The organism is Salegentibacter salarius, assembly GCF_900168265.1.
Taxonomy (GTDB): domain Bacteria; phylum Bacteroidota; class Bacteroidia; order Flavobacteriales; family Flavobacteriaceae; genus Salegentibacter; species Salegentibacter salarius.
On record NZ_FVZF01000004.1, the window covers coordinates 1 to 19,519 of the forward strand.

The 19,519-nt window shown below is 36.7% G+C and carries 20 protein-coding genes, 1 tRNA gene and 1 pseudogene; 8 read left to right on the top strand and 14 right to left on the bottom strand.

The annotated features are described in order from the left end of the window. Window positions 1–290 (bottom strand): annotated as a pseudogene (locus B5440_RS03485) (transposase); the annotation flags it as partial. Between the two features lie 236 nt (window positions 291–526). On the opposite strand from B5440_RS03485, the gene B5440_RS03490 reads away from it, so the two are divergent. Next, a complete protein-coding gene (locus tag B5440_RS03490; RefSeq protein ID WP_070054939.1) occupies window positions 527–1,714 on the top strand; it encodes a proline dehydrogenase family protein in 1,188 nt (395 codons plus the stop codon). A gap of 110 nt (window positions 1,715–1,824) precedes the next feature. On the opposite strand, the gene B5440_RS03495 is transcribed toward B5440_RS03490, so the two are convergent. The 3 genes from B5440_RS03495 to B5440_RS03505 all read right to left on the bottom strand — a co-directional run bounded on the left by B5440_RS03495 (window position 1,825) and on the right by B5440_RS03505 (window position 4,686). Beyond that, the gene (locus tag B5440_RS03495; protein ID WP_070054938.1) at window positions 1,825–3,267 is read right to left on the bottom strand and encodes a phytoene desaturase family protein; all 1,443 of its coding nucleotides are present in this window, start codon (window positions 3,265–3,267) and stop codon (window positions 1,825–1,827) included. A 46-nt stretch (window positions 3,268–3,313) separates the two neighbouring features. Next, complete coding sequence (locus B5440_RS03500) at window positions 3,314–4,183, bottom strand: SDR family oxidoreductase (RefSeq protein ID WP_070054937.1); 870 nt, start codon at window positions 4,181–4,183, stop codon at window positions 3,314–3,316. Window positions 4,184–4,341: 158 nt separating this feature from the next. Continuing rightward, window positions 4,342–4,686 carry a DUF1622 domain-containing protein gene (locus B5440_RS03505; RefSeq protein WP_070054936.1) on the bottom strand — a complete coding sequence of 115 codons (345 nt, stop codon included), beginning with the start codon at window positions 4,684–4,686 and terminating at the stop codon, window positions 4,342–4,344. A 382-nt stretch (window positions 4,687–5,068) separates the two neighbouring features. On the opposite strand from B5440_RS03505, the gene B5440_RS15685 reads away from it, so the two are divergent. Both B5440_RS15685 and B5440_RS15690 read left to right on the top strand, forming a co-directional pair. Next, window positions 5,069–6,031, top strand: coding sequence for an AMP-binding protein (locus tag B5440_RS15685; protein ID WP_232756031.1), 963 nt, complete (start codon window positions 5,069–5,071; stop codon window positions 6,029–6,031). After that, the gene (locus B5440_RS15690; protein ID WP_232756030.1) at window positions 6,022–6,864 is read left to right on the top strand and encodes an AMP-dependent synthetase/ligase; all 843 of its coding nucleotides are present in this window, start codon (window positions 6,022–6,024) and stop codon (window positions 6,862–6,864) included. The genes B5440_RS15685 and B5440_RS15690 overlap by 10 nt, the downstream gene beginning before the upstream one ends. Window positions 6,865–7,044: 180 nt before the next feature. Here B5440_RS15690 and B5440_RS03515 read toward each other — a convergent pair whose 3' ends face one another. The 7 genes from B5440_RS03515 to B5440_RS03545 all read right to left on the bottom strand — a co-directional run bounded on the left by B5440_RS03515 (window position 7,045) and on the right by B5440_RS03545 (window position 12,782). Beyond that, window positions 7,045–7,524: an RES family NAD+ phosphorylase gene (locus tag B5440_RS03515; RefSeq protein WP_070054935.1), complete on the bottom strand. Its 480-nt coding sequence runs from the start codon at window positions 7,522–7,524 to the stop codon at window positions 7,045–7,047. Further along, window positions 7,524–8,033 (bottom strand): type II RES/Xre toxin-antitoxin system antitoxin, encoded by a 510-nt coding sequence (gene parS / locus B5440_RS03520; RefSeq protein ID WP_070054934.1) that lies wholly within the window; start codon window positions 8,031–8,033, stop codon window positions 7,524–7,526. Before parS ends, B5440_RS03515 begins: the two co-directional genes overlap by 1 nt. A 185-nt stretch (window positions 8,034–8,218) precedes the next feature. Next, window positions 8,219–9,169 carry a 23S rRNA (adenine(1618)-N(6))-methyltransferase RlmF gene (gene rlmF / locus B5440_RS03525; protein ID WP_070054933.1) on the bottom strand — a complete coding sequence of 317 codons (951 nt, stop codon included), beginning with the start codon at window positions 9,167–9,169 and terminating at the stop codon, window positions 8,219–8,221. A 303-nt stretch (window positions 9,170–9,472) separates the two neighbouring features. Beyond that, window positions 9,473–11,347 carry a sensor histidine kinase gene (locus B5440_RS03530; RefSeq protein ID WP_070054932.1) on the bottom strand — a complete coding sequence of 625 codons (1,875 nt, stop codon included), beginning with the start codon at window positions 11,345–11,347 and terminating at the stop codon, window positions 9,473–9,475. Between the two features lie 250 nt (window positions 11,348–11,597). Then, a complete protein-coding gene (locus tag B5440_RS03535) occupies window positions 11,598–12,029 on the bottom strand; it encodes a CHY zinc finger protein (RefSeq protein WP_079711057.1) in 432 nt (143 codons plus the stop codon). Window positions 12,030–12,194: 165 nt separating this feature from the next. Next, a tRNA-Arg gene (locus B5440_RS03540) sits at window positions 12,195–12,268 on the bottom strand. Between the two features lie 61 nt (window positions 12,269–12,329). Then, entirely contained in the window at window positions 12,330–12,782 is a 453-nt protein-coding gene (locus tag B5440_RS03545; RefSeq protein ID WP_070054931.1) for a GatB/YqeY domain-containing protein, read from the bottom strand. 176 nt (window positions 12,783–12,958) lie between these two features. On the opposite strand from B5440_RS03545, the gene B5440_RS03550 reads away from it, so the two are divergent. From B5440_RS03550 to B5440_RS03570, 5 genes are all read left to right on the top strand, one after another. Further along, window positions 12,959–13,150 (top strand): hypothetical protein, encoded by a 192-nt coding sequence (locus tag B5440_RS03550; RefSeq protein ID WP_070054930.1) that lies wholly within the window; start codon window positions 12,959–12,961, stop codon window positions 13,148–13,150. 79 nt (window positions 13,151–13,229) lie between these two features. Continuing rightward, a complete protein-coding gene (locus tag B5440_RS03555) occupies window positions 13,230–14,489 on the top strand; it encodes a putative DNA modification/repair radical SAM protein (protein ID WP_070054929.1) in 1,260 nt (419 codons plus the stop codon). Between the two features lies 1 nt (window position 14,490). Next, a complete protein-coding gene (locus B5440_RS03560) occupies window positions 14,491–15,273 on the top strand; it encodes a TIGR03915 family putative DNA repair protein (protein WP_070054928.1) in 783 nt (260 codons plus the stop codon). 46 nt (window positions 15,274–15,319) lie between these two features. After that, a complete protein-coding gene (locus tag B5440_RS03565; RefSeq protein WP_070054927.1) occupies window positions 15,320–15,556 on the top strand; it encodes a hypothetical protein in 237 nt (78 codons plus the stop codon). 79 nt (window positions 15,557–15,635) lie between these two features. Next, a complete protein-coding gene (locus tag B5440_RS03570) occupies window positions 15,636–15,866 on the top strand; it encodes a hypothetical protein (RefSeq protein WP_070054926.1) in 231 nt (76 codons plus the stop codon). Window positions 15,867–16,003: 137 nt separating this feature from the next. Here B5440_RS03570 and B5440_RS03575 read toward each other — a convergent pair whose 3' ends face one another. The 3 genes from B5440_RS03575 to queA all read right to left on the bottom strand — a co-directional run bounded on the left by B5440_RS03575 (window position 16,004) and on the right by queA (window position 19,444). After that, a complete protein-coding gene (locus B5440_RS03575) occupies window positions 16,004–16,981 on the bottom strand; it encodes a polyprenyl synthetase family protein (RefSeq protein WP_070054925.1) in 978 nt (325 codons plus the stop codon). 147 nt (window positions 16,982–17,128) lie between these two features. After that, a complete protein-coding gene (rlmN, locus tag B5440_RS03580) occupies window positions 17,129–18,172 on the bottom strand; it encodes a dual-specificity RNA methyltransferase RlmN (protein WP_070054924.1) in 1,044 nt (347 codons plus the stop codon). Window positions 18,173–18,388: 216 nt separating this feature from the next. Beyond that, window positions 18,389–19,444, bottom strand: coding sequence for a tRNA preQ1(34) S-adenosylmethionine ribosyltransferase-isomerase QueA (gene queA, locus B5440_RS03585; protein ID WP_176728219.1), 1,056 nt, complete (start codon window positions 19,442–19,444; stop codon window positions 18,389–18,391). Window positions 19,445–19,519: the final 75 nt, after the last annotated feature.

Here is a 19,519-nt window from a genome sequence, read left to right on the forward strand (position 1 = left end):
AATGGTTCTTTTACGGCAGGGCTTTAAAGCTTTTTTTCGATGATTTCTTTGGCCATTTGATGATCCAGGGATAGATTGGCATACATCTGCTTCAGCCTTCGGTTCTCTTCTTCAAGGTCCTTTAGGCGTTTAAGCTCTTTGCCGTTCATCCCGCCATAGCGTTCCCGCCATTTGTAGAATGCCCCTGTACTAATGCCATATTCACGGCTGATCTCTGCAGCTGTTTTTCCGTTATCGAATTCCTTTAAAATCTTTGCGATTTGCTGTGGTGAATATCTACTCTTCTTCATAATTACTGTTTAAAGTTATAAAATATATTATACTTTTAAACAGTTCGCTTTTAAGGGCAGCTTACAATCACTCATCCCCCCTACTCCTAAAATTCTTAATATATTAAGAGATTTCATTAACGCTTTTTATATTCCATTTCAAATTAATCTGAACTCTTTTCGCAATAAGCCGATCGGTCGGTTAAAGTTTAGCTAAACCACTTTCCTTAAACTAGTTTATAGGCTAGTTTTGAGGTATGATTGAGAAGAAAATATTTAACGATACAGCGACAGCATTTAGATTAAAGTCTGATTTAGAACTTAATAGAGCCTTACTTCTATTTAATGTAATGGGAATACCCTCCCTGATTAAACCGGGAATTTTATTGACTAAATTTTCCCTAAAGGCTAAACTTCCTATACAACCACTAATTAAGAACACCATCTTTGACCAGTTTTGTGCAGGGACCAGTAAAGACGATTGCAAGCCGGTTATTAAAGAAATGCACGAGGTAAATCTCTCCAGTATTCTTGACTATTCGGTAGAGGGAAAGAAAACCGAAGAAGAATTTGACTCGGCCTTTCGGGTGAAGAAAGATCTTATAAAATTTGCCAAAGAAGAAACAGAGATTCCATTTGCTATTTTTAAACCAACAGCACTGGGTAGCTTCGAAATCTGGCATAAACTTAGTTCTCACGTTAATCTTGATGATAAAGAAAAAGAGGAATGGGAGAAAACAAAAGCCCGGGTGGAAGGTCTTTGTGAAGAAGCACACAAGCAAGGGGTCCGTTTATACGCCGATGCTGAAGAGAGTTGGATGCAAGATGCAGCCGATGATCTAATGGAGGAAATGATGGAGAAATATAATACCGAAAAGGCACTTATTTTTAATACTTTTCAATGTTACCGTTGGGACAGGCTGGATTATCTAAAAGAGCTGCATACTAAAGCCAAGGAAAAAGGTTTTAAAATTGGAGCAAAGATAGTTCGCGGGGCTTATATGGAAAAAGAGAACAAAAGAGCTAAAAAGTACGGAAAACAGTCTCCTATTTGCGAAAGTAAAAAAGCTACCGATCTTCATTTCAACAATGTACTGGCGTACTGCCTTGATAATATTGATGATATCGCGGTCTTTATAGGAACTCACAATGAAATGAGCAATTACCTGGCGGTACAGATCATGGAAGACCAGGGAATTTCAAAAGATGATCCCCGGGTATGGTTTAGCCAGTTATACGGAATGAGTGACCAAATTAGTTATAACGTCGCCAGCAAGGATTATAATACGGCGAAGTTGGTTCCTTTTGGCCCGGTTAAAGATGTGGTTCCTTATCTATTAAGAAGGGCTGAAGAGAATTCTTCTGTAGAAGGACAAACCAATAGAGAGTTGAATTTACTTCGAAGAGAAAAACAAAGAAGGAAAGTAGCTCCCGAAGCGAGTTAAAATGACAGTCTGAAAGAGCGTCATGCTGAACTGGTTTCAGCATCTAAATGCAAAATTAGATTCATTAATAAAAGTTCGGCTGGAAAGTCGGACTTTTTTATGCTTGAATTTTAACTGAAGTGATCTTTGATAGCTTGTTTGGCTGCATTATACCCTCCCATTCCGTGAACGCCTCCACCGGGAGGAGTTGAAGAAGAGCACAAATAAACATTCACATTAGAAGTTTTATAAGGGGAAATTTTAGCTACAGGTCTTGTGAATAATTGGGTAATATCCTGCCGCCCGCCATTGATATCGCCTCCCACCAAATTAGGATTAAAAACTTCCAATTCCCTGGTATTCATCGTGCTTTTAGCAAGTATCAATTTTTTAAATCCTGGCGCTGCCTTTTCAATTTGATTTTCGATAATCCTGGTACAATCTTCTTCACTGCCATTAGGTACGTGGCAATAGGCCCAGGCGGTATGTTTCCCTTCCGGCGCCCTGGTTTTATCAAAAACACTGGGCTGTACCAATAACACATAAGGCTGTTCCGAAATTTTTCCTTCGGCCGTAAGTTGTTCCGACTTTTCCATTTCCTCGGGACTAAATCCAATGTGAATGGTACCTGAGCGCCTGCATTTATCACTTGTAAAAGGAATAGGTCCGTCTAATGCCCAATCTATTTTAAAAACTCCGGCGCCATATTTATAATTTTCTAATCGTTTTCTATAACTCGAACTTAGATCCAGGTCATCAATTTGCAACAATTGCCGGGGTGTGAGATCATAAATTTGAATTTTACTCCCGGGAAGTTCAGAAGCTTTCTTAACGGGAGCATTTAAAACTAACTCTCCGCCCATATCTTTATAATAATCTAATAATGCTTCAATTAGTTTTCCCGCACCTTGTTTAGGAAATGGCCAACCATTTAAATGTGCCATCAATCCAAGCACTACCCCGAAGGACGAAGAAAACAAGTTCGTTAATGGTAAGGTAGAATGTGCAGCTGCGCCATAAAACAAAGCTTTAGCCTCCTCCTCTTTAAAAAGGGAATTGGTCAGAAATTTAGCGGAAGGGAAAGCCTTTAAGCCAAACTTTAAAAATTTTATAGGATGAGCAGGAACCCCCAACGGCCCCAGCACATCTTCCCCAATGTCGCTCCAGTTTTCGACTAAAGGCTTCATAAAATCAATATAACCATCCCTATCCTTTCCTAGCTGAGCAGCGGTTTTTTCAATGCTTTTATAACAAGCTACTGCCTTTCCGTTCTCCAGGGTCTGCGAAAAAGGAATTTCCGGGTAGATCCATTCTAAACCATATTTTTCTAACGGAAGTTGCTGAAAAAAAGGAGAACTATATGCCATAGGAAGCACCGTAGAACCGATATCGTGCTTAAAGCCTGGCAAGGTAATTTCAGCCGTTTTTGTTGCACCGCCTGGAACAGATGATTTCTCGTAGATCACCGTACTCAAACCTTGCTGCTGTAGATGTATCGCAGCGGCAATTCCATTGGAACCACTGCCTATAACAACTGCATCGTACTTTTTTGAATGTGGCTTTTTGACTTCCATTTTGTAAAATTAAAAGGAATTAATCCCGAGCTTCTTAAGAGTTGCGTTATCCTATATTCTCCAGATCAATTTGATTCAAATATTCTTTAAAAGTTAATGAGCCCCGGGATTGCCCTATCATATCATTACTCATAATGTAACTGAAGTAATCGAGCTTATGACCCAGGTTTTCTTTAGCAAAAAGCTTTGGGACTTCACTACCTGATTTTGCTATGCTCTCCGGCACCTTAATTATCTTCCCTCCTATTTTTTCCTGAATCATCACAGCCATTTCTTCTCGAGTATGAATTTTTGGACCCCCTATTTCTAAAATTTCAGGTAATTCAGTAAAATTATTGCTTATAAAATTTGCCAAATCGCCGTGAAATATACTGTTAGTCTTAGCTTTTCCATCTCCAACGAGTGGAATCATCTTCTTTTTGGCCATAATAATTAGATCGTGTAAACCGGAATAAAACCCAACAGGTCTTATTATGGAATAATTGAGTCCTGAATTCTGGATCTCCTTCTCCGTTTTTCTATGAGTGCCAGGAATTTTATATTCCGAGGCGGTATCTGCTCCCATCATGGAAACATATATAAACTTTTTTACCCTATATTTTTTAGCATCTTCCAGTAGATGACTATTAGCCTTGTAATTACTTTCATAAAAAGTATCAGAATCGGGGTGAAAAAGGCTAATGGATTTTCCCAAAGCTGAGACAACATAATCCATATCTCTGGTAATTCCTTCTAATTTACCTTTATCTTCACTGGCATCCAGGTAATGGATATCTTTCACCTCTCCTTTGAGTTTCTCCAGACCTTCTTCTGAATGGGTTAGCGCTCTTATTTTAAAACCTCGAGACTTAAAATCCTTAAGAAGTTTGAAACCCAAAGCACCCGAAGCACCGGCAATTAAAATTGATTTAGACATTAGCTTTAATTTATTCGAAATTAGAAAACGCGAGCTATTTTCTAAAGTTAAGTAATGCCAAAGGAAAAAGGCGACATCTTATGATTTTGGAAAGAAATTATAGGAAAATTTTAGACTTTTCAGAATATAATCAAAACCTCTTTTACAAAGTTTACAATTTAATTCTTGTTTTTCTGCCAGGGAAACTTTCCTTCTAATTCAACCTGGAGTGAAAGGCTTAAAAAGGTTCTTATCAAAACGATTAAACCCAAAATAAATACAGAATTCAATGTTGGTGTAGTAACCACAGTGGCCATTATATCTGCTGCAATTAAAATTTCCAGCCCTAAAAGAATAGATTTCCCAACCGACTGTCGCAGCTCTAAATAACTAACCGGGTTTTTACTTCTAATTGAAAACATAAATTTCCCGATGGAATATAATGAGCCTAGGAAAATAGTTAGTACCCCAATTGTTTCTGTAATTTTTGCAACATAATCAATATAAACTTCAATGTTTTCCATTTCTCTCTTTTGACTTCCGATTAAGTAAGCCCCACGCTTTCAGCTAAGAAAAAGCAAAAATTAAGACGCAGGTATTCTAATTTGGACTGTTTTGATAATGAAGTTAATTATTTTATTGAAAACTTAAAGTCTATGGAAGATAATCCTTATTGATCTGACAAGAATGGATTAAAATAAACATTACAATTTACTCAAGTGAAGATCGGATTAAAAATTAGCGTGATTTTGAGCTGTTTATTTTTTTACACTAATATATCCGCCTATCCCCTAGCGATAATTGCTTGCAGAAGGTTCTAAATGGTAATTCCACTCGTAATTAATTGTACATTTGCAGCCTTAAAAAAGGTAGTATTTTCCTTTAATTTGAAATCAACAGCAGTTTATGAATAATAAACACTTAGTAGAAGTTATAAAACAAAATACCCAAGGTTTTAAAAGCAAGAATGCCTTTTATTACAAAAATAACGAGCTTGATAAGTGGGAAGGTATCTCCTGGTTAGCATTTTATAATCGTGTAGAAAAGCTGTCTAAAGCACTCTTGAATTTTGGAATAACGGAACAGCAAAAGCTTGCTATTTTTGCCGAAAATATGCCTAATTGGATCATTGCAGACCTTGCTATTATGAGTATAAAAGCGGTAAGCGTTCCAATTTTTGCGACCAATTCTACAAAAGAAGCTGAATATATTATCAATGATGCTGAGGTGAGCCTGCTTTTTGTAGGCGATCAAAGTGAATATGATAAGGCTTATGAACTTCTGGAAACTTCCAGTCATTTAAAATTAATTGTAGCCTTAACAAATACGATCAAACTTCAACCTTCAAATAAATCTATATATTTAGAAGATTTTGTTGCGGTTGAATCTACTAAAGAACTCGAAACCGAACTTCAAAAAAGGTATTATGAGCTGGATTTGAATGATCTGGCAAGTATTATTTATACCTCGGGAACTACCGGCGAGCCAAAAGGGGTTATGCTGGATCATCATAATTTTGCAGGTTTTTTAAAGGCCCATGAATCTGAAATAGACCTTTCGGAAGAAGATGCTTCGTTAAGTTTCTTACCCTTAAGTCATATTTACGAACGCAGCTGGGTGTTCTTTTGCTTAAACACTGGAGTTGAGGTTTATTTTAATCAGGACCCTAAAAAGATAGCAGAGGTTTTAAAAGAAGTAAAACCCACGGTAATGTGTACCGTGCCTCGTATTTTTGAGAAAATTTTTGCAGCAATCCAGGAGAAACGAAAAGAAGCTTCCCCGGCTAAAATGAAGCTGGCAAGTTGGGCTTTAGGAATTGGCAATAATTATTATAACAAGCACAAAGACTCGAAAAAAAGGTGCCTCTAGCCTTGCAATTAAAATATAAAATAGCCGATAAACTGGTGTTGAGTAAATTGCGAGAAGTATTTGGAGGGCGTATAAAATTTATGCCTTGTGGAGGTGCCCCTTTGGCGGCAGATATGGTTTCGTTTTTTCATTCCTTTGGGCTTAATGTTAAATGTGGCTATGGATTAACTGAAACTACCGCAACCGTTACTTTTTTTGGCGACACCCATTTTGAATTTAATTCTGCGGGGAAACCCCTAAAAGGCACTCAAATTAAAATTGCTGAAAACAACGAGATTTTAGTAAAGGGTCCCGGGGTAATAAAGGGTTATTACAAAAAACCTGAAGCTACGGCCCAGGCCTTTAAAAATGGTTGGTTTTGCACCGGGGATGCAGGAAAAATAGATGAAAAAGGCAACCTGGTAATTACCGATAGAATTAAAGATTTAATGAAGACTTCCGGCGGGAAATATATTGCTCCTCAAAAATTAGAAAGCGCCTTAATTAACGACTCATTTATCGAGCAAATTGCGGTAATTGGAGATCAGCAAAAATATGTTACTGCTTTGGCTGTTCCAAGTTTTGAGAATTTAAAGAAATACGCCTTAGAGCACAAAATCAGCTTTGAGAATGTAGAAGAATTAATTCATCATAACCAGATTAAGGATCTTTTTGAAAGACGATTTGAAGAGCTGCAAAAAGAGTTTTCTAAATTCGAGAAAATTAAAAAGTTCACCTTGCTACCTGAAGAATTTAGCATAGAATCAGGAGAAATTACAGCCACCTTAAAATTAAAACGAAAGGTAATTCAGAAAAAATACAAAACGCTTATCGATAAAATGTATTCAGAATAAGAGTCTTTAGGCCCTGGGTAGCAGCGGTTCTAAATAGCATTTAAGACTAATTCGGCAGTTGTGGTAATGAAGATGGGGATTAGTCCGATTTAGTGTTTTTACTCTTGATTTCTATAGACTTTGTATTAGCTGAATGCCCGCAATTGCGAATATGCGATATTGACACTATTTTTTTTAAAATTAATCTTTTTTGGTTTGTTTGAAACGTTCATCAAACTTTAAAGATTTTTTCGATACAATCGTTATCTTTTTAGAATCAGGATGATTTGGATTTATTAGATAATTATATTCTGGCTTTACAATGCTACTTGGTACTTTTAAAACAGCAGCTTCATTATCATTTACAAAATCATCACCTATAAATTGGGTTTCCAGGATTGGAGGTTTGAAATCCCAGTTTTCTGGTAAATCTTTATGTTTTAGTTCGAGTATTTCTATATCATCGGGAATATCAATTTCCACATAATAACGATCTTTTGGCAAGTCTTCGTTTAGGTCTAAATGAACAGAAACCTCTAAAGTAGCTAAAGCTCTTGATTCTGATGTATAGACTAAATACGTATTAAAACTATTCCATCTGTACCCGTTTGTACGAGCTGCTCCAATTCCTTTTAGTGTAGTTTCAAGATATTTTTTTCTTTCTATCCTATATACTCTCATTAGGCTAAATTTCCGTATTCAAGTCTATTTAAAGTATTTCGAACTTCCTGAATTCCAGTTAATGAATCGAATAGGCTTATTGGTGTTGCTCCACCCAATGAAATGTTGGGTTTTTGTAACCAACGTTGAAATTTTTCTTTTTCGGAATTGAATACATTTAGTCCAAATTCTAACAATTCTGTTAAGACTAAAACAATTTCACTATCTCTACCACTTAATAAATTTTTATCTCTCTTTCTTTTATTGTAAGTGGTTTGTGGTAAATTCAATAAATGAAGTACTTGTTTAATAGATAAATTGGATTTATCACTAATAAATTCAATGGATTCGTATGGTAATCCTTCTCTTATAAGAGAAACTCTTTCCATCTTACTACTCCAAACATATGAATTGTCAGATAGTTTAATAGTCCACTTTTGGCTCTTCGCTTTTCTAGTCGCTTTAGCGCGCTGAACACTTCTTTTTGGATTAAAAGATTTGTTTCCTGATTTTTTATCCTTAACTGGCATAACAATAAATTTGCTGTTAAATTACAGCAATATTACTGCAAAAGCAAATATTGTTTAAAATTAGTGTCAACAGGTTTTGATGAGGCTTCATATTTATATAATTATAAGCTATTGCATTTTTACAAAAGTAAAATGATGGTTATGAGCCGTTTACCTGTTTGAATGGAATTTCACAGCTTAGATTGTTACCAATCTTTTGTCCAAAGCTTTTGTTCTTTCTTTGAAAGGAACGTCCAGGCTACAATTCGGCTGCTTTTATTGCCGGTTCCCATCTCAATGGTTTTAAATTGAGTTGGTTTTACTTTTTCCAGTAATTTATCAATACCCTTAAGATTAGATTGCTTTGATACCAAAGTTGAAAACCAGAAACAGCTTTTAGCAAATTCTTCACTTTCGAGAATCATGTTTTTGATGAATTGATATTCTCCTCCTTCGTAGATAAGTTCATTTTTAGCTCCTGAGAAATTTAGTTTAGCTTCATTTCTTTTATTCCGGGAGAGATTCCTTACTTTTCGTCGGCTGCCTCTCTGGGCATCCTCAACAGAGGCGTGAAAGGGTGGGTTGCAAATGGTGAAATCAATTTTATCTTTTTTATCGATTATGCCTTTAAAAATTGAAGTCGGATTTTTTTGTAATCTACAATCTACTTTGTCTTTTAAAGATGGATTTGAATTGATAATTTGCTGAGCTGAGGCAATTGATTTGGGATCAATATCAGAAGCTATAAAGTTCCAATCGTATTCTGTAACGCCAATAATTGGGTAGATGCAAGTTGCTCCAACTCCAACATCAAGACCACAAATTTGACTTCCTTTTTGTATTTTACCGGCATTGCTTTCGCTCAGCAAGTCGGCAATATAATGAAGGTAATCAGCTCTACCCGGGATGGGTGGGCATAAATTCTCATCAGGGAACTCCCAGTTGTTTATACCATAATAATGCTTTAGGAGTGCTTGATTTAGAAGTTTTACGGCTTTTGGATTTGAAAAATCTACTGAATCCCCTCCATATTTATTGGGCTTAATATGGTTTTTTAATTTTGGAATAGCATCTACCAGAGCTTTCAAGTCATAAGGGTCCCGGTTTCTATTCCGATTATGAAGCCTGGTTTTGATTGGTGGATTTTTTGATGGCATAGGATGCTGAGGTTTCTTAGATATGCTTTAGATAACTTGTAGAGTAAGAGAATGAATTTCCCGGCTTAGTCTTGGTTCGTTGGTCAAGTTAAATATTTTCTTTCTAAGGCTGCGGGCTATTTGAACCGTTTTTGTCTAGCGTTTACATTTCACTTAATTCATAATCTGGCACTGCCTATGAGTAAATTAAAATTTTTGCTAGAGTAAGGAGATTTAGATTGGTTTTAAAAAGATGATTTTAAATTAATAACAGTCCACATCATAGAAGGTAAAATTAGTGATCTGGGCATTAATCAAACCCAATCATCGGGCAAAATCAAATTCTATATGAGTTCCATCTTCTACATGTTCCCTCATTTTCCCATTAAGCTGTTGAGTAAGTAATTTCACCAATTGGGACCCAAAACCGGTTCCTTTGGGAGCAAGCCCCCTGGTTTTACCTACACCATTATCCCTAATTTCTAATTTTAAGTTCTGATCGCTATCTTTTTCTAAACTGATATTGATAACGCCTTTTTGTTTTTCAGGAAATGCATATTTAAGTGCATTAGTAAGAAGTTCATTTACAATAAGGCCAATTGGAACCGCTGTATCTACATCCAGTTCCAGGTTATCCATAGCGCATTCTATTTTCACTTTATCTGCTGCATTAAAACTATCTAAAATACCTTCACTCAAATTGATGAAATAATCCTTCATTTCAATACTTCCAAGATTTTCTCCCTGATATAATTTCTGATGAATAATTCCCATAGACTGCACCCTGTTCTGGCTGGCTATCATAGCATCTTTAGTGGCCGGATCCTCTATTTGAGCTGATTGCAAAGCGATTAAGCTTTTCATCATTTCCAGGTTATTCTTTACGCGGTGGTGTATTTCTTTCAGCAATAATTCTTTTTCGGCATTTTTAGCCCGTATAATTTTAGTGGCCTTTTTATTCTTGTAGAAGAAATAAAGTAAAGAAAGCAGAAACAAAAGTAATAGCGAAGCTATCAAAATAAAGAGCATTTGCGTCTTACTTTTTTGTTCGATCAAAGCAGCTTGAGATGCCAGGGCTTCATCCTTTTTCCCGGTTTCATACTTTATAGCCATTTCAGATTCAATACTACTAATCCTGTCCTCAAGCATCTTTTCTGAATTGGCATTTGCTTTTTCTCTATAGCGCAAGGCATTTTCAAAATCGTCTAACTGCCTGTAAGTTTCCGATAGATCTAAATAAGGTTGAACAAAACCTATTTGCCCTTTATCTTCATAAGCGTTTACACCGGCTAACAGATGATCTAAAGCTAGCTCATATTCTTTCTGCAACAAATAAATTTTCCCAATTTCAGTGCGGTAAGTGGCGCAACGTTCTTCTCCTATATGCTCTATACACAGTTCCCAGGCTTTTAAATAATCTTTTAAAGCATGCTCATAATCCTCTGCTTTAATATAGACGTCACCGCGGTAGGAATATGCCCTAACTGGCACAAAAATTTCTTCCGGAACTTTGGTTCTAACAATTTCCAGGCATTCTTCTGTTGCCGCGTAAGCCTTTTCATATTCCCCCAATTCGCCATAACCAATAATTAAATTGAATTGAGCGATGGCTAAAGAACTGTAATTTTTGGTTTTTTCTAATAAAGGAATCGCCTGGTTTGTGTAAGCTACAGATTTTTCAAAATCTTCGGTCACGCGGAATTTCACACCTAAAGTACGATAAGCACTTCCCAGGCCCGCATCGTCATTTAATTCTTCATATAAGTCGATCGACTTAAACAAGACCTCCTGGGCTTTTTCTAATTCTCCGGTATTTAGATAATCTATAGAAAGAGACCTGTAAGTATCTGCAATTTTGTTTTTATCATTCGCCTTTATATGATAATCCAGTGCTTTTTCTGCGTGATACACTACCGAGTCTGGTGAGAAAACCCCATTATAAGAATGCCAGCTCGCTAAAGACTCGTGAACCTGGGCAGTTATGCTATCTGGCGCTGATTTCAAACTACGCATTAAAGTGTTTAATGCTATGGGGTGAAATTCTTCTAAATGCTCGCCTGAGGTCTCATGAGAGCGCATCCATCTAAGACTCGAATCTATAGGCTGATCTTTTAGATCATTTGCGTTTAGAGTTTTGGACTGCGAAAAACCGAGCCCGGCATAAAAACAAACCAGTACAATTACGAAAATTATTTTCATAGCTATTGAAATACTGGGAGCAAAGTATACTAGCTATGAATATACAACAATCTCTCTTAAAATCTACAGGAATAATTTCACAAAGAACTGAATTCCAATTAATTTACTATAGTCCTGGACTACTTCAGAAGAGAATACATTATTGTACTATGTGGAAAGCGGTATAGTTCTCGCCTTTTATTTTCGAATTTTTCGGAAAATATGGCTGAAGCATCTGGCCAGGTAATAATTAACAGCTTAAAGATCATAATTAAGCATCATCAGTTTCGAAATACAAATGATAATGATTACTGCATCCCGGGTTAAAACTAGCTTTACAATTTGGGCAGGTATTACTAGATTCCATGTATTCATTGATACTAAGTTCGTGGCCACAAACGCCACATAAAATGGCTTTTTCGGTAAACTCAGTTTTAGGCCAAACCTCGTGTTCGTGGTCAGCCGCTTCTTCGTGACATGAAAAGCAGGGGTAGTATTTATCGCAACATTTAAATTTAATAGCAATTACATCCAATGCTGAATGCCAATGTATACAACGAGTTTGTTTGTCTATAGATTGGCCGTAAACAGTAGTCCCGTTAAGCTGAAAAATATTGGTAGATTCCGGCATCTTTTCCTGGGCGTAAGTTGCGTTGAAACAAAACAATATTATTAAGAAGTTGATTAGGTACTTTATTTTCATTATTTGATAATTCTTTTCAAATATTAATGAACTGTAGATCCTCGTTAATTTCAATATAGAATCGATCAATTAGAAACTTTGAAATTAGCTACAGGCATTTGGAGTACAATCTTAAATAAAAAACCCGCAAAACACAATATAAAAAGTGTTTGCGGATTTATCTAGTGACCGCGGCAGGATTCAAACCTGCAACCCTCAGAGCCGAAATCTGATGCGCTATTCAGTTGCGCCACGCGGCCAGTATCTAGTTAGCAGTTAGCAAAAACTAAAAAATATTTATTTTCAATTTTATTTTGAAAATTACTTACTCAATTTTTTCTTAACGATGGTAGAAATGGTTTTACCATCAGCTCTACCGGCCAGTTCAGCACTTGCCATTCCCATCACTTTCCCCATATCCTGCATTCCGCTGGCTCCGGTTTTCGCGATAACTTCGTCTACTTTAGCTTCAATCTCAGCTTCGCTTAATTGTTCCGGTAAAAAAGACTCGATCACAGCGGCTTGCTTTTCTTCAGGCTCTGCCAAATCTGGTCTGTTTTGCTCGCGGTATATCACAGCGCTGTCTTTACGCTGCTTTACCAATTTTTGCAGAAGCTTTAACTCCTCATCCTCGGTTAAACCATCTTTTGCAGAACTTTCGGTATTTGCCAATAAAATAGCTCCTTTTACCGATCGTAAAGCTTCTAGCTTTTCGCTGTCTTTAGCCTTCATAGCAGCCTTCATCTCTGCCATTACTTTATCCTGTAAACTCATATATAACTTGTGTCATTTCCGCGCAGGCGGAAATCTAATTATTGTCAATTCCGTCTCGATAATTATCTGAAGCAAAAATCTAAATTCAGCAGCGAAGATAAAATATTAAAATTAAATTCCCCACTTATTCTCCCTTCAAAATTAAGTATCTTAAGACTTCAAACATAGCTTTTATTATGAAAAACCTCTTTATTTGTATCCTTCTTTTCCTAAGCTTTTCAATTTCAGCACAAGAGCGATTTATAGAAGATTCTTTTAAGCTCAAAAAAACCGAAACCAAAACTTACGCTACCAAAGATGGCGAAGCTTTAAAGCTGGATATTTACCAGCCGAAAAAAGATACCATGCAGCAAAGGCCGCTACACTGAAACCTATCCGGGCTTTAATAATTAGTATTTAATCCAAAATATAGGATTTTTTCCTATTTTTGGATCAAACTTCAAGACTATGATGTTTGAACGAATTAAGGAAAAACTCGAAATTCTTGCTGATGCAGCAAAATACGATGTTTCCTGCTCCAGTAGCGGCAGTAAACGTACTAACAAAAATAAAGGACTGGGAAATTCAGATGGAATGGGAATTTGCCACTCTTATACCCAGGACGGGCGCTGCGTTTCATTACTCAAAATTCTACTTACCAATCATTGTATTTTTGATTGTGCCTATTGCGTTACCCGCCGAAGTAACGATATAAAAAGAGCTGCTTTTAAAGTCCAGGAAGTAGTAGATCTAACGATTAATTTCTATCGAAGAAATTATATTGAAGGCCTGTTTTTGAGTTCCGGGATTTTTAAAGATGCCGATTTCACTATGGAGCGACTTATACGGGTGGCGAAGAAGCTGAGACTGGAAGAAAACTTTAATGGCTATATTCATTTAAAATCTATTCCCGGCGCAAGTGACGAACTTATGCGTGAAGCCGGTCTATATGCCGACAGGCTAAGCGTAAATATTGAAATTCCAACAATCTCCGGTCTAAAAAAACTTGCACCAGAGAAAAATCATTCTGATTTCATTAAACCCATGAATAAAGTGAAGAATGAAATTATACAGTATAATTCTGAAAAAAAATTAATTAAAAGCACGCCGAAATATGCACCTGCCGGCCAAAGCACCCAGATGATAGTTGGAGCCTCTGGGGAAAGCGATAGGGAAATTATGCTTTCGGCAAATTATTATTATAAAAATTATAATATGAAACGGGTGTATTACTCGGGCTATGTTCCAATAAGTAATGATCCAAGATTACCGTCGCTGGGTTCACAAGTTCCTATGCTTAGAGAAAACCGGCTTTATCAAACCGATTGGCTCATGCGTTTCTATGGTTTTGAGGTAAACGAATTATTGAATCAGCAATTTCCAAATTTAGATGTAGAGGTAGATCCAAAACTAAGCTGGGCTCTAAGAAATCAGCATCAGTTTCCGGTAGATGTGAATATTGCCGAAAAAGAAATGTTATTAAGAATTCCTGGAGTTGGTTTAAAGTCTGCTCATAAAATACTTCAGGCCAGAAGGTTTAGAAAACTCAATTACGATCATCTAAAGGCTATAGGCGTGGCTTTAAACCGCGCTCGCTACTTTATTATCTGTGATTCCCGAGGTTGGGAAACGCGCGACCTGGGACCGGCAAAAATAAAGTCTTTAATTCTTCGGAATTCTGTTGGAAAATTTAGGAAGGAATACAGCAGTCAATTAAGTTTATTTTAGAATGAAACCATCTACCTCTCTTATCTATGATGGCACCTTCCATGGTCTCCTCACCTGTGTTTATACCGCTTTTGAAGAAAAATTATTAGTGTATAATATTCTCCCACCCGGCATTCCTCAAACTGATATGTTTGCCGAAAATATTGAGGTTTTTACAGATGAAGTTAAAGCTAAACGTGTTTGGCTGGGATTTCAAAAATACGCTACGCAAAGGGGGCAAAACTCGATATATTATGCCTACCTGAGTGAATTACCTAAAATTGAACTTGATATTTTAAGGTATTTTCAGCATACCTTTAATTGCAAGACGAGTGTTGATGGCGATTTTGCCAATGTTCACGTTTTAAAAATTGCGCAAACGGCTAAGAAAGTGGGAAGGGAAAAACATAGAATGGAAGCTTTTGTTAGGTTTCAGCTTACTAAAGACAATATCTACTTTTCTAATATTGAACCCGATTTTAATGTACTTCCAATAATTGAAAAGCATTTTACGTCACGTTATAGCGATCAACAATGGATTATTTATGATCTAAAACGAAAGTTCGGATTATATTACGACTTAGAAAAGGCGAGAGTAATTCATATTAATTTTTCCAAAAACTTATCCTCATCAGAAGAAAAAGAGCTTTTATTCGATACTACAGAAATTAAATTTCAGCAATTATGGAAGAAATATTTTGAAGCTACCACTATCAAATCCCGCATAAACACAAGGCTTCACCACCAGCATGTACCTAAACGATATTGGAAATATTTGAGTGAAAAGAATCCCTTGCATAATTAAAAAATAGTTTAAATTTGCTACTTCAACTAATTAAACATATTCTAAAATGAAAAAATTATTCTTACTTTTTGCTGTTGCAACAATGTCTCTTTCTATCTACTCTTGTAGAGAAACTACTGAAGAAAAAACTGAAGACGCTATGGAGTCTGCAGGTGAAGATATAGAAAACGCAGCTGAAGAGGCCGGTGACGAAATGGAAGAAGCAGGTAACGAAATGGAAGCTGAAGCTGAAGAAGCTGAAGCAGAGATGGAAGAAGAAATGAACGAAGACGATAACATGTAATCGTTTCATTCTTGAAAAATTCCAAAAGCTGCTTTCTTCACAGGAAGCAGCTTTTTTCATTAAAAATAAAAATGTAAATATGAAAAAGTCAGTTTTAATTATAGGGGCCATTTTTGCTCTAAGCCTATATTCCTGCCGTGAAACTACCCAGGAAAAGACAGAAGATGCCGTAGAAGCTATAGGGGAAGACATTGAAGACAATGTGAACAAGGCCGGAGACAAAGTTAAAGAAGGCGCTGAAAAAATAGAAAAAGGTGCTGAAGAAGTAGAAAAAGAAATCGATGAAGAAATTCACGAAGATGATATGTAAGTCATAATAGCATACCCTTTAGTGAATTAAAGAAATTAGGGCTGTTTTTAAATATTTTACGCCTGTCTAAATGCTTTAATGCATTTAGATCCTGAACCAATATGGTTGAAAAGGCTAGTAAAGTTTATAAAACAGCTTTATTTTTTACGTTCTATTACGTAATTAACCATTAATTCCAGCGATTCACGATATGCTGAGGCAGAATATTCTTCCAGGATCACTAAAGCTTCCTGCTGAAATTCTTGCATGCGCCTCACGGAATAATCAAGGCCACCTTTATCTTTTACAAACTGGATCACCTCGTTTACACGCTTCTTATCTTTGTTGTGATTTTTAACCGAATTAATCACCCAATCTTTCTCTTTCTTAGTAGAATTATTTAAAGCATAAATTAGTGGCAAAGTCATTTTTTGCTCTTTAATATCAATGCCTGTAGGTTTTCCTATTTTTTCGTTTCCGTAGTCAAAGAGATCATCTTTTATCTGAAAGGCCATCCCTATCAACTCCCCAAATTTCCGCATTTTTTCAACCGCAACAGAATCTGGTTTCACTGAAGCAGCGCCTAAACTACAGCAAGCTGCAATAAGCGTAGCTGTTTTTTGCCGAATAATATCGTAATAAACCTCCTCTGTAATATCCAGCCTTCTGGCTTTTTCAATTTGTAGCAGTTCGCCTTCACTCATTTCCCTTACGGCAACCGAGATAATTTTTAACAGATCAAAATCATTGTTATCTATAGAGAGCAGCAAACCTTTAGAAAGTAAATAATCCCCAACTAGAACAGCAATTTTATTCTTCCACAATGCATTTATGCTGAAGAAGCCACGGCGGCGGTTAGAATCATCTACTACATCATCGTGAACCAAAGTAGCGGTATGAATAAGTTCTATAACTGAAGCTCCGCGATAAGTACGTTCGTTCACATTGCCCTCTGAAACCATTTTGGCGACCAGGAATACGAACATAGGCCGCATCTGCTTTCCTTTGCGGTTCACGATGTAATGAGTGATCCTGTTAAGAAGGGCAACCTTAGAAGACATGGCTTCCAGGAACTTTTTTTCAAAAAGTTCCATTTCTTTCTCGACCGGAAGTTTTATTTGGGAAATTACTTTCATTAAGCCACCAAAGATAATTATTTATAGAGAATATTCAGTGGTGGTTTTTCTTTCAAAATCAAGAATATTAGGCAGGTTTGAGAGATTCTAAAAATTATTTTGTAATTCAAGGGCTAGCTGTGGCAAATTCAGTGCTCCATCGGGCTTTTAAGCAGATTTATTCGCTAATTGTCCACAAGCAGCATCGATGTCTTTCCCGCGAGAACGTCTTACGGTTACCGTAATCCCATTACGCTCTAAAATTTGCTGATACATATCTGTAGCTTTAGAGGAAGCTTGCTGAAAGTTCCCATCGTCTATCGGGTTGTATTCAATCAAATTCACTTTACAAGGAACATAATTACAAAAACGCACCAGAGCTTCAGCATCTTTACGGGTATCGTTAATATCTTTCCAAACAATATACTCGTAAGTAATTCGGCTTTTGGTTTTTGAATACCAATATTCCAAAGCTTCCCGAAGATCGGCTAATGGAAAAGTTTCATTAAAAGGCATTATTTGCGTTCGCACCTCGTCTATTGCGGAATGAAGGGAAACCGCAAGTTTGATTTTAGCTTCATCATCGGCCAGTTTCTTGATCATTTTTGGCACTCCTGAGGTTGAAATGGTAATTCGTTTTGGAGACATTCCCAAACCTTCGGGAGAAGTGATCTTTTCTACCGCTTTCATTACGTTATTATAGTTCATAAGCGGTTCACCCATTCCCATAAAAACGATGTTGCTCAGCGGCCTGTCGAAATATAAACGGCTTTCATTATCTATGGCAACTACCTGATCGTAAATTTCATCTGGATTCAGGTTTCGCATTCTTTTTAGGCGAGCAGTTGCGCAAAACTGGCAATCTAAACTACAACCAACCTGCGAAGAAACACAAGCCGTAGTCCTGGTAGCCGTAGGAATTAAAACCGATTCTACCGTTAGCTGATCGTGAAGCTTCACGGCATTTTTAATGGTACCGTCGCTACTGCGTTGCATCCGGTCTACCCGAATATGGTTTATCACAAAATTCTCGTCCAGCATTTCCCGGGTAGCTTTAGAAATATTGGTCATCGCCTCAAAACTGTGCGCGCCTTTGTTCCAAAGCCATTCGTAAACCTGACTTCCGCGGAAAGATTTATCGCCATTGGCTACAAAAAATTCCTGCAGTTGTACTTTGGTAAGTGCCCGTATGTCTTTCTTCTTATTTTTCACGCTGCAAAAGTATGAAGAATTAAAGGATTTTTAAGTTAAGCTGAAGCTAAGTGTTTTAGATTCTGAGGATAAGAAAAATTTATTACTGAAAAACTTCCAAATCTTTCGGATTTTCAGAAACTTTGAAGGAATAACATCTTTCTTTCTTAAAATAAAAGAGCCACGAATTCATCTATTTTAGTGAATTCGTGGCCTAAGATTATATCAAATTAAAAACTAGATAATCAACATCGCATCTCCATAAGTATAGAAACGATATTTTTCTTTTACCGCTTCCTCATAAGCACGCTTCATAAAATCGTGACCTGCGAAGGCCGAGATCATCATAAGCAGTGTAGATTTTGGAGTATGGAAATTAGTGATCATACAGTTCGCAATACTAAAATCGTAAGGAGGAAAGATGAATTTATTGGTCCAGCCACTAAACTCATTCAAAGTATGGTTTGAAGAAACTGCGCTTTCCATAACACGCATTACGGTGGTACCTACCGCACAAACTCTCCTGTTTTCACGTTTCGCTTTATTAATAGTTTCAGTTGCTTTCCTTTCAATAAAAGCTTCCTCGCTATCCATTTTATGTTTGCTAAGATCTTCTACCTCAACCGGGCTAAAAGTTCCTAAACCAACGTGTAAGGTAACTTCAGCAAAATCTACTCCTTTAATTTCCAAACGCTTTAAAAGATGCTTAGAAAAGTGTAGTCCCGCAGTTGGTGCAGCTACAGCTCCCTCTTCTTTAGCGTAAATGGTTTGGTAACGCTCCTGGTCTTCAGGTTGCACGTCACGTTTGATGTATTTTGGAAGTGGAGTCTCCCCCAGTTCCTTTAATTTCTTTCTGAAATCTTCATAAGAACCATCGTAAAGAAAACGAAGTGTTCTTCCGCGGGAAGTAGTGTTATCTATAACTTCCGCCACTAAACTTTCGTCATCACCAAAGTAAAGTTTATTCCCGATTCTAATTTTTCTTGCAGGATCTACAAGTACATCCCAAAGTTTGGTTTCAGGATTTAATTCTCTTAATAGGAATACTTCAATCCTCGCACCGGTTTTCTCTTTATTTCCATATAAACGTGCCGGAAAAACTTTGGTGTTGTTCAATACCATAACATCTTCTGGCTCGAAATAATCTAGAATATCTTTAAATTGTTTGTGCTCAATTGTTTGTTCTTTTCGGTTAAGAACCATAAGCCTTGCTTCATCCCTGTTCTCAGAAGGATACTCGGCCAAAAGTTCATCCGGAAGTTCAAAATTGAAGTGTGAAAGTTTCATTCCCATAATTGAATTTTTAGAAGCGGCAAATATACAATCTCAAGATAGGGGTTGTCAAGTATTTAACGGTTTATTTAAAAA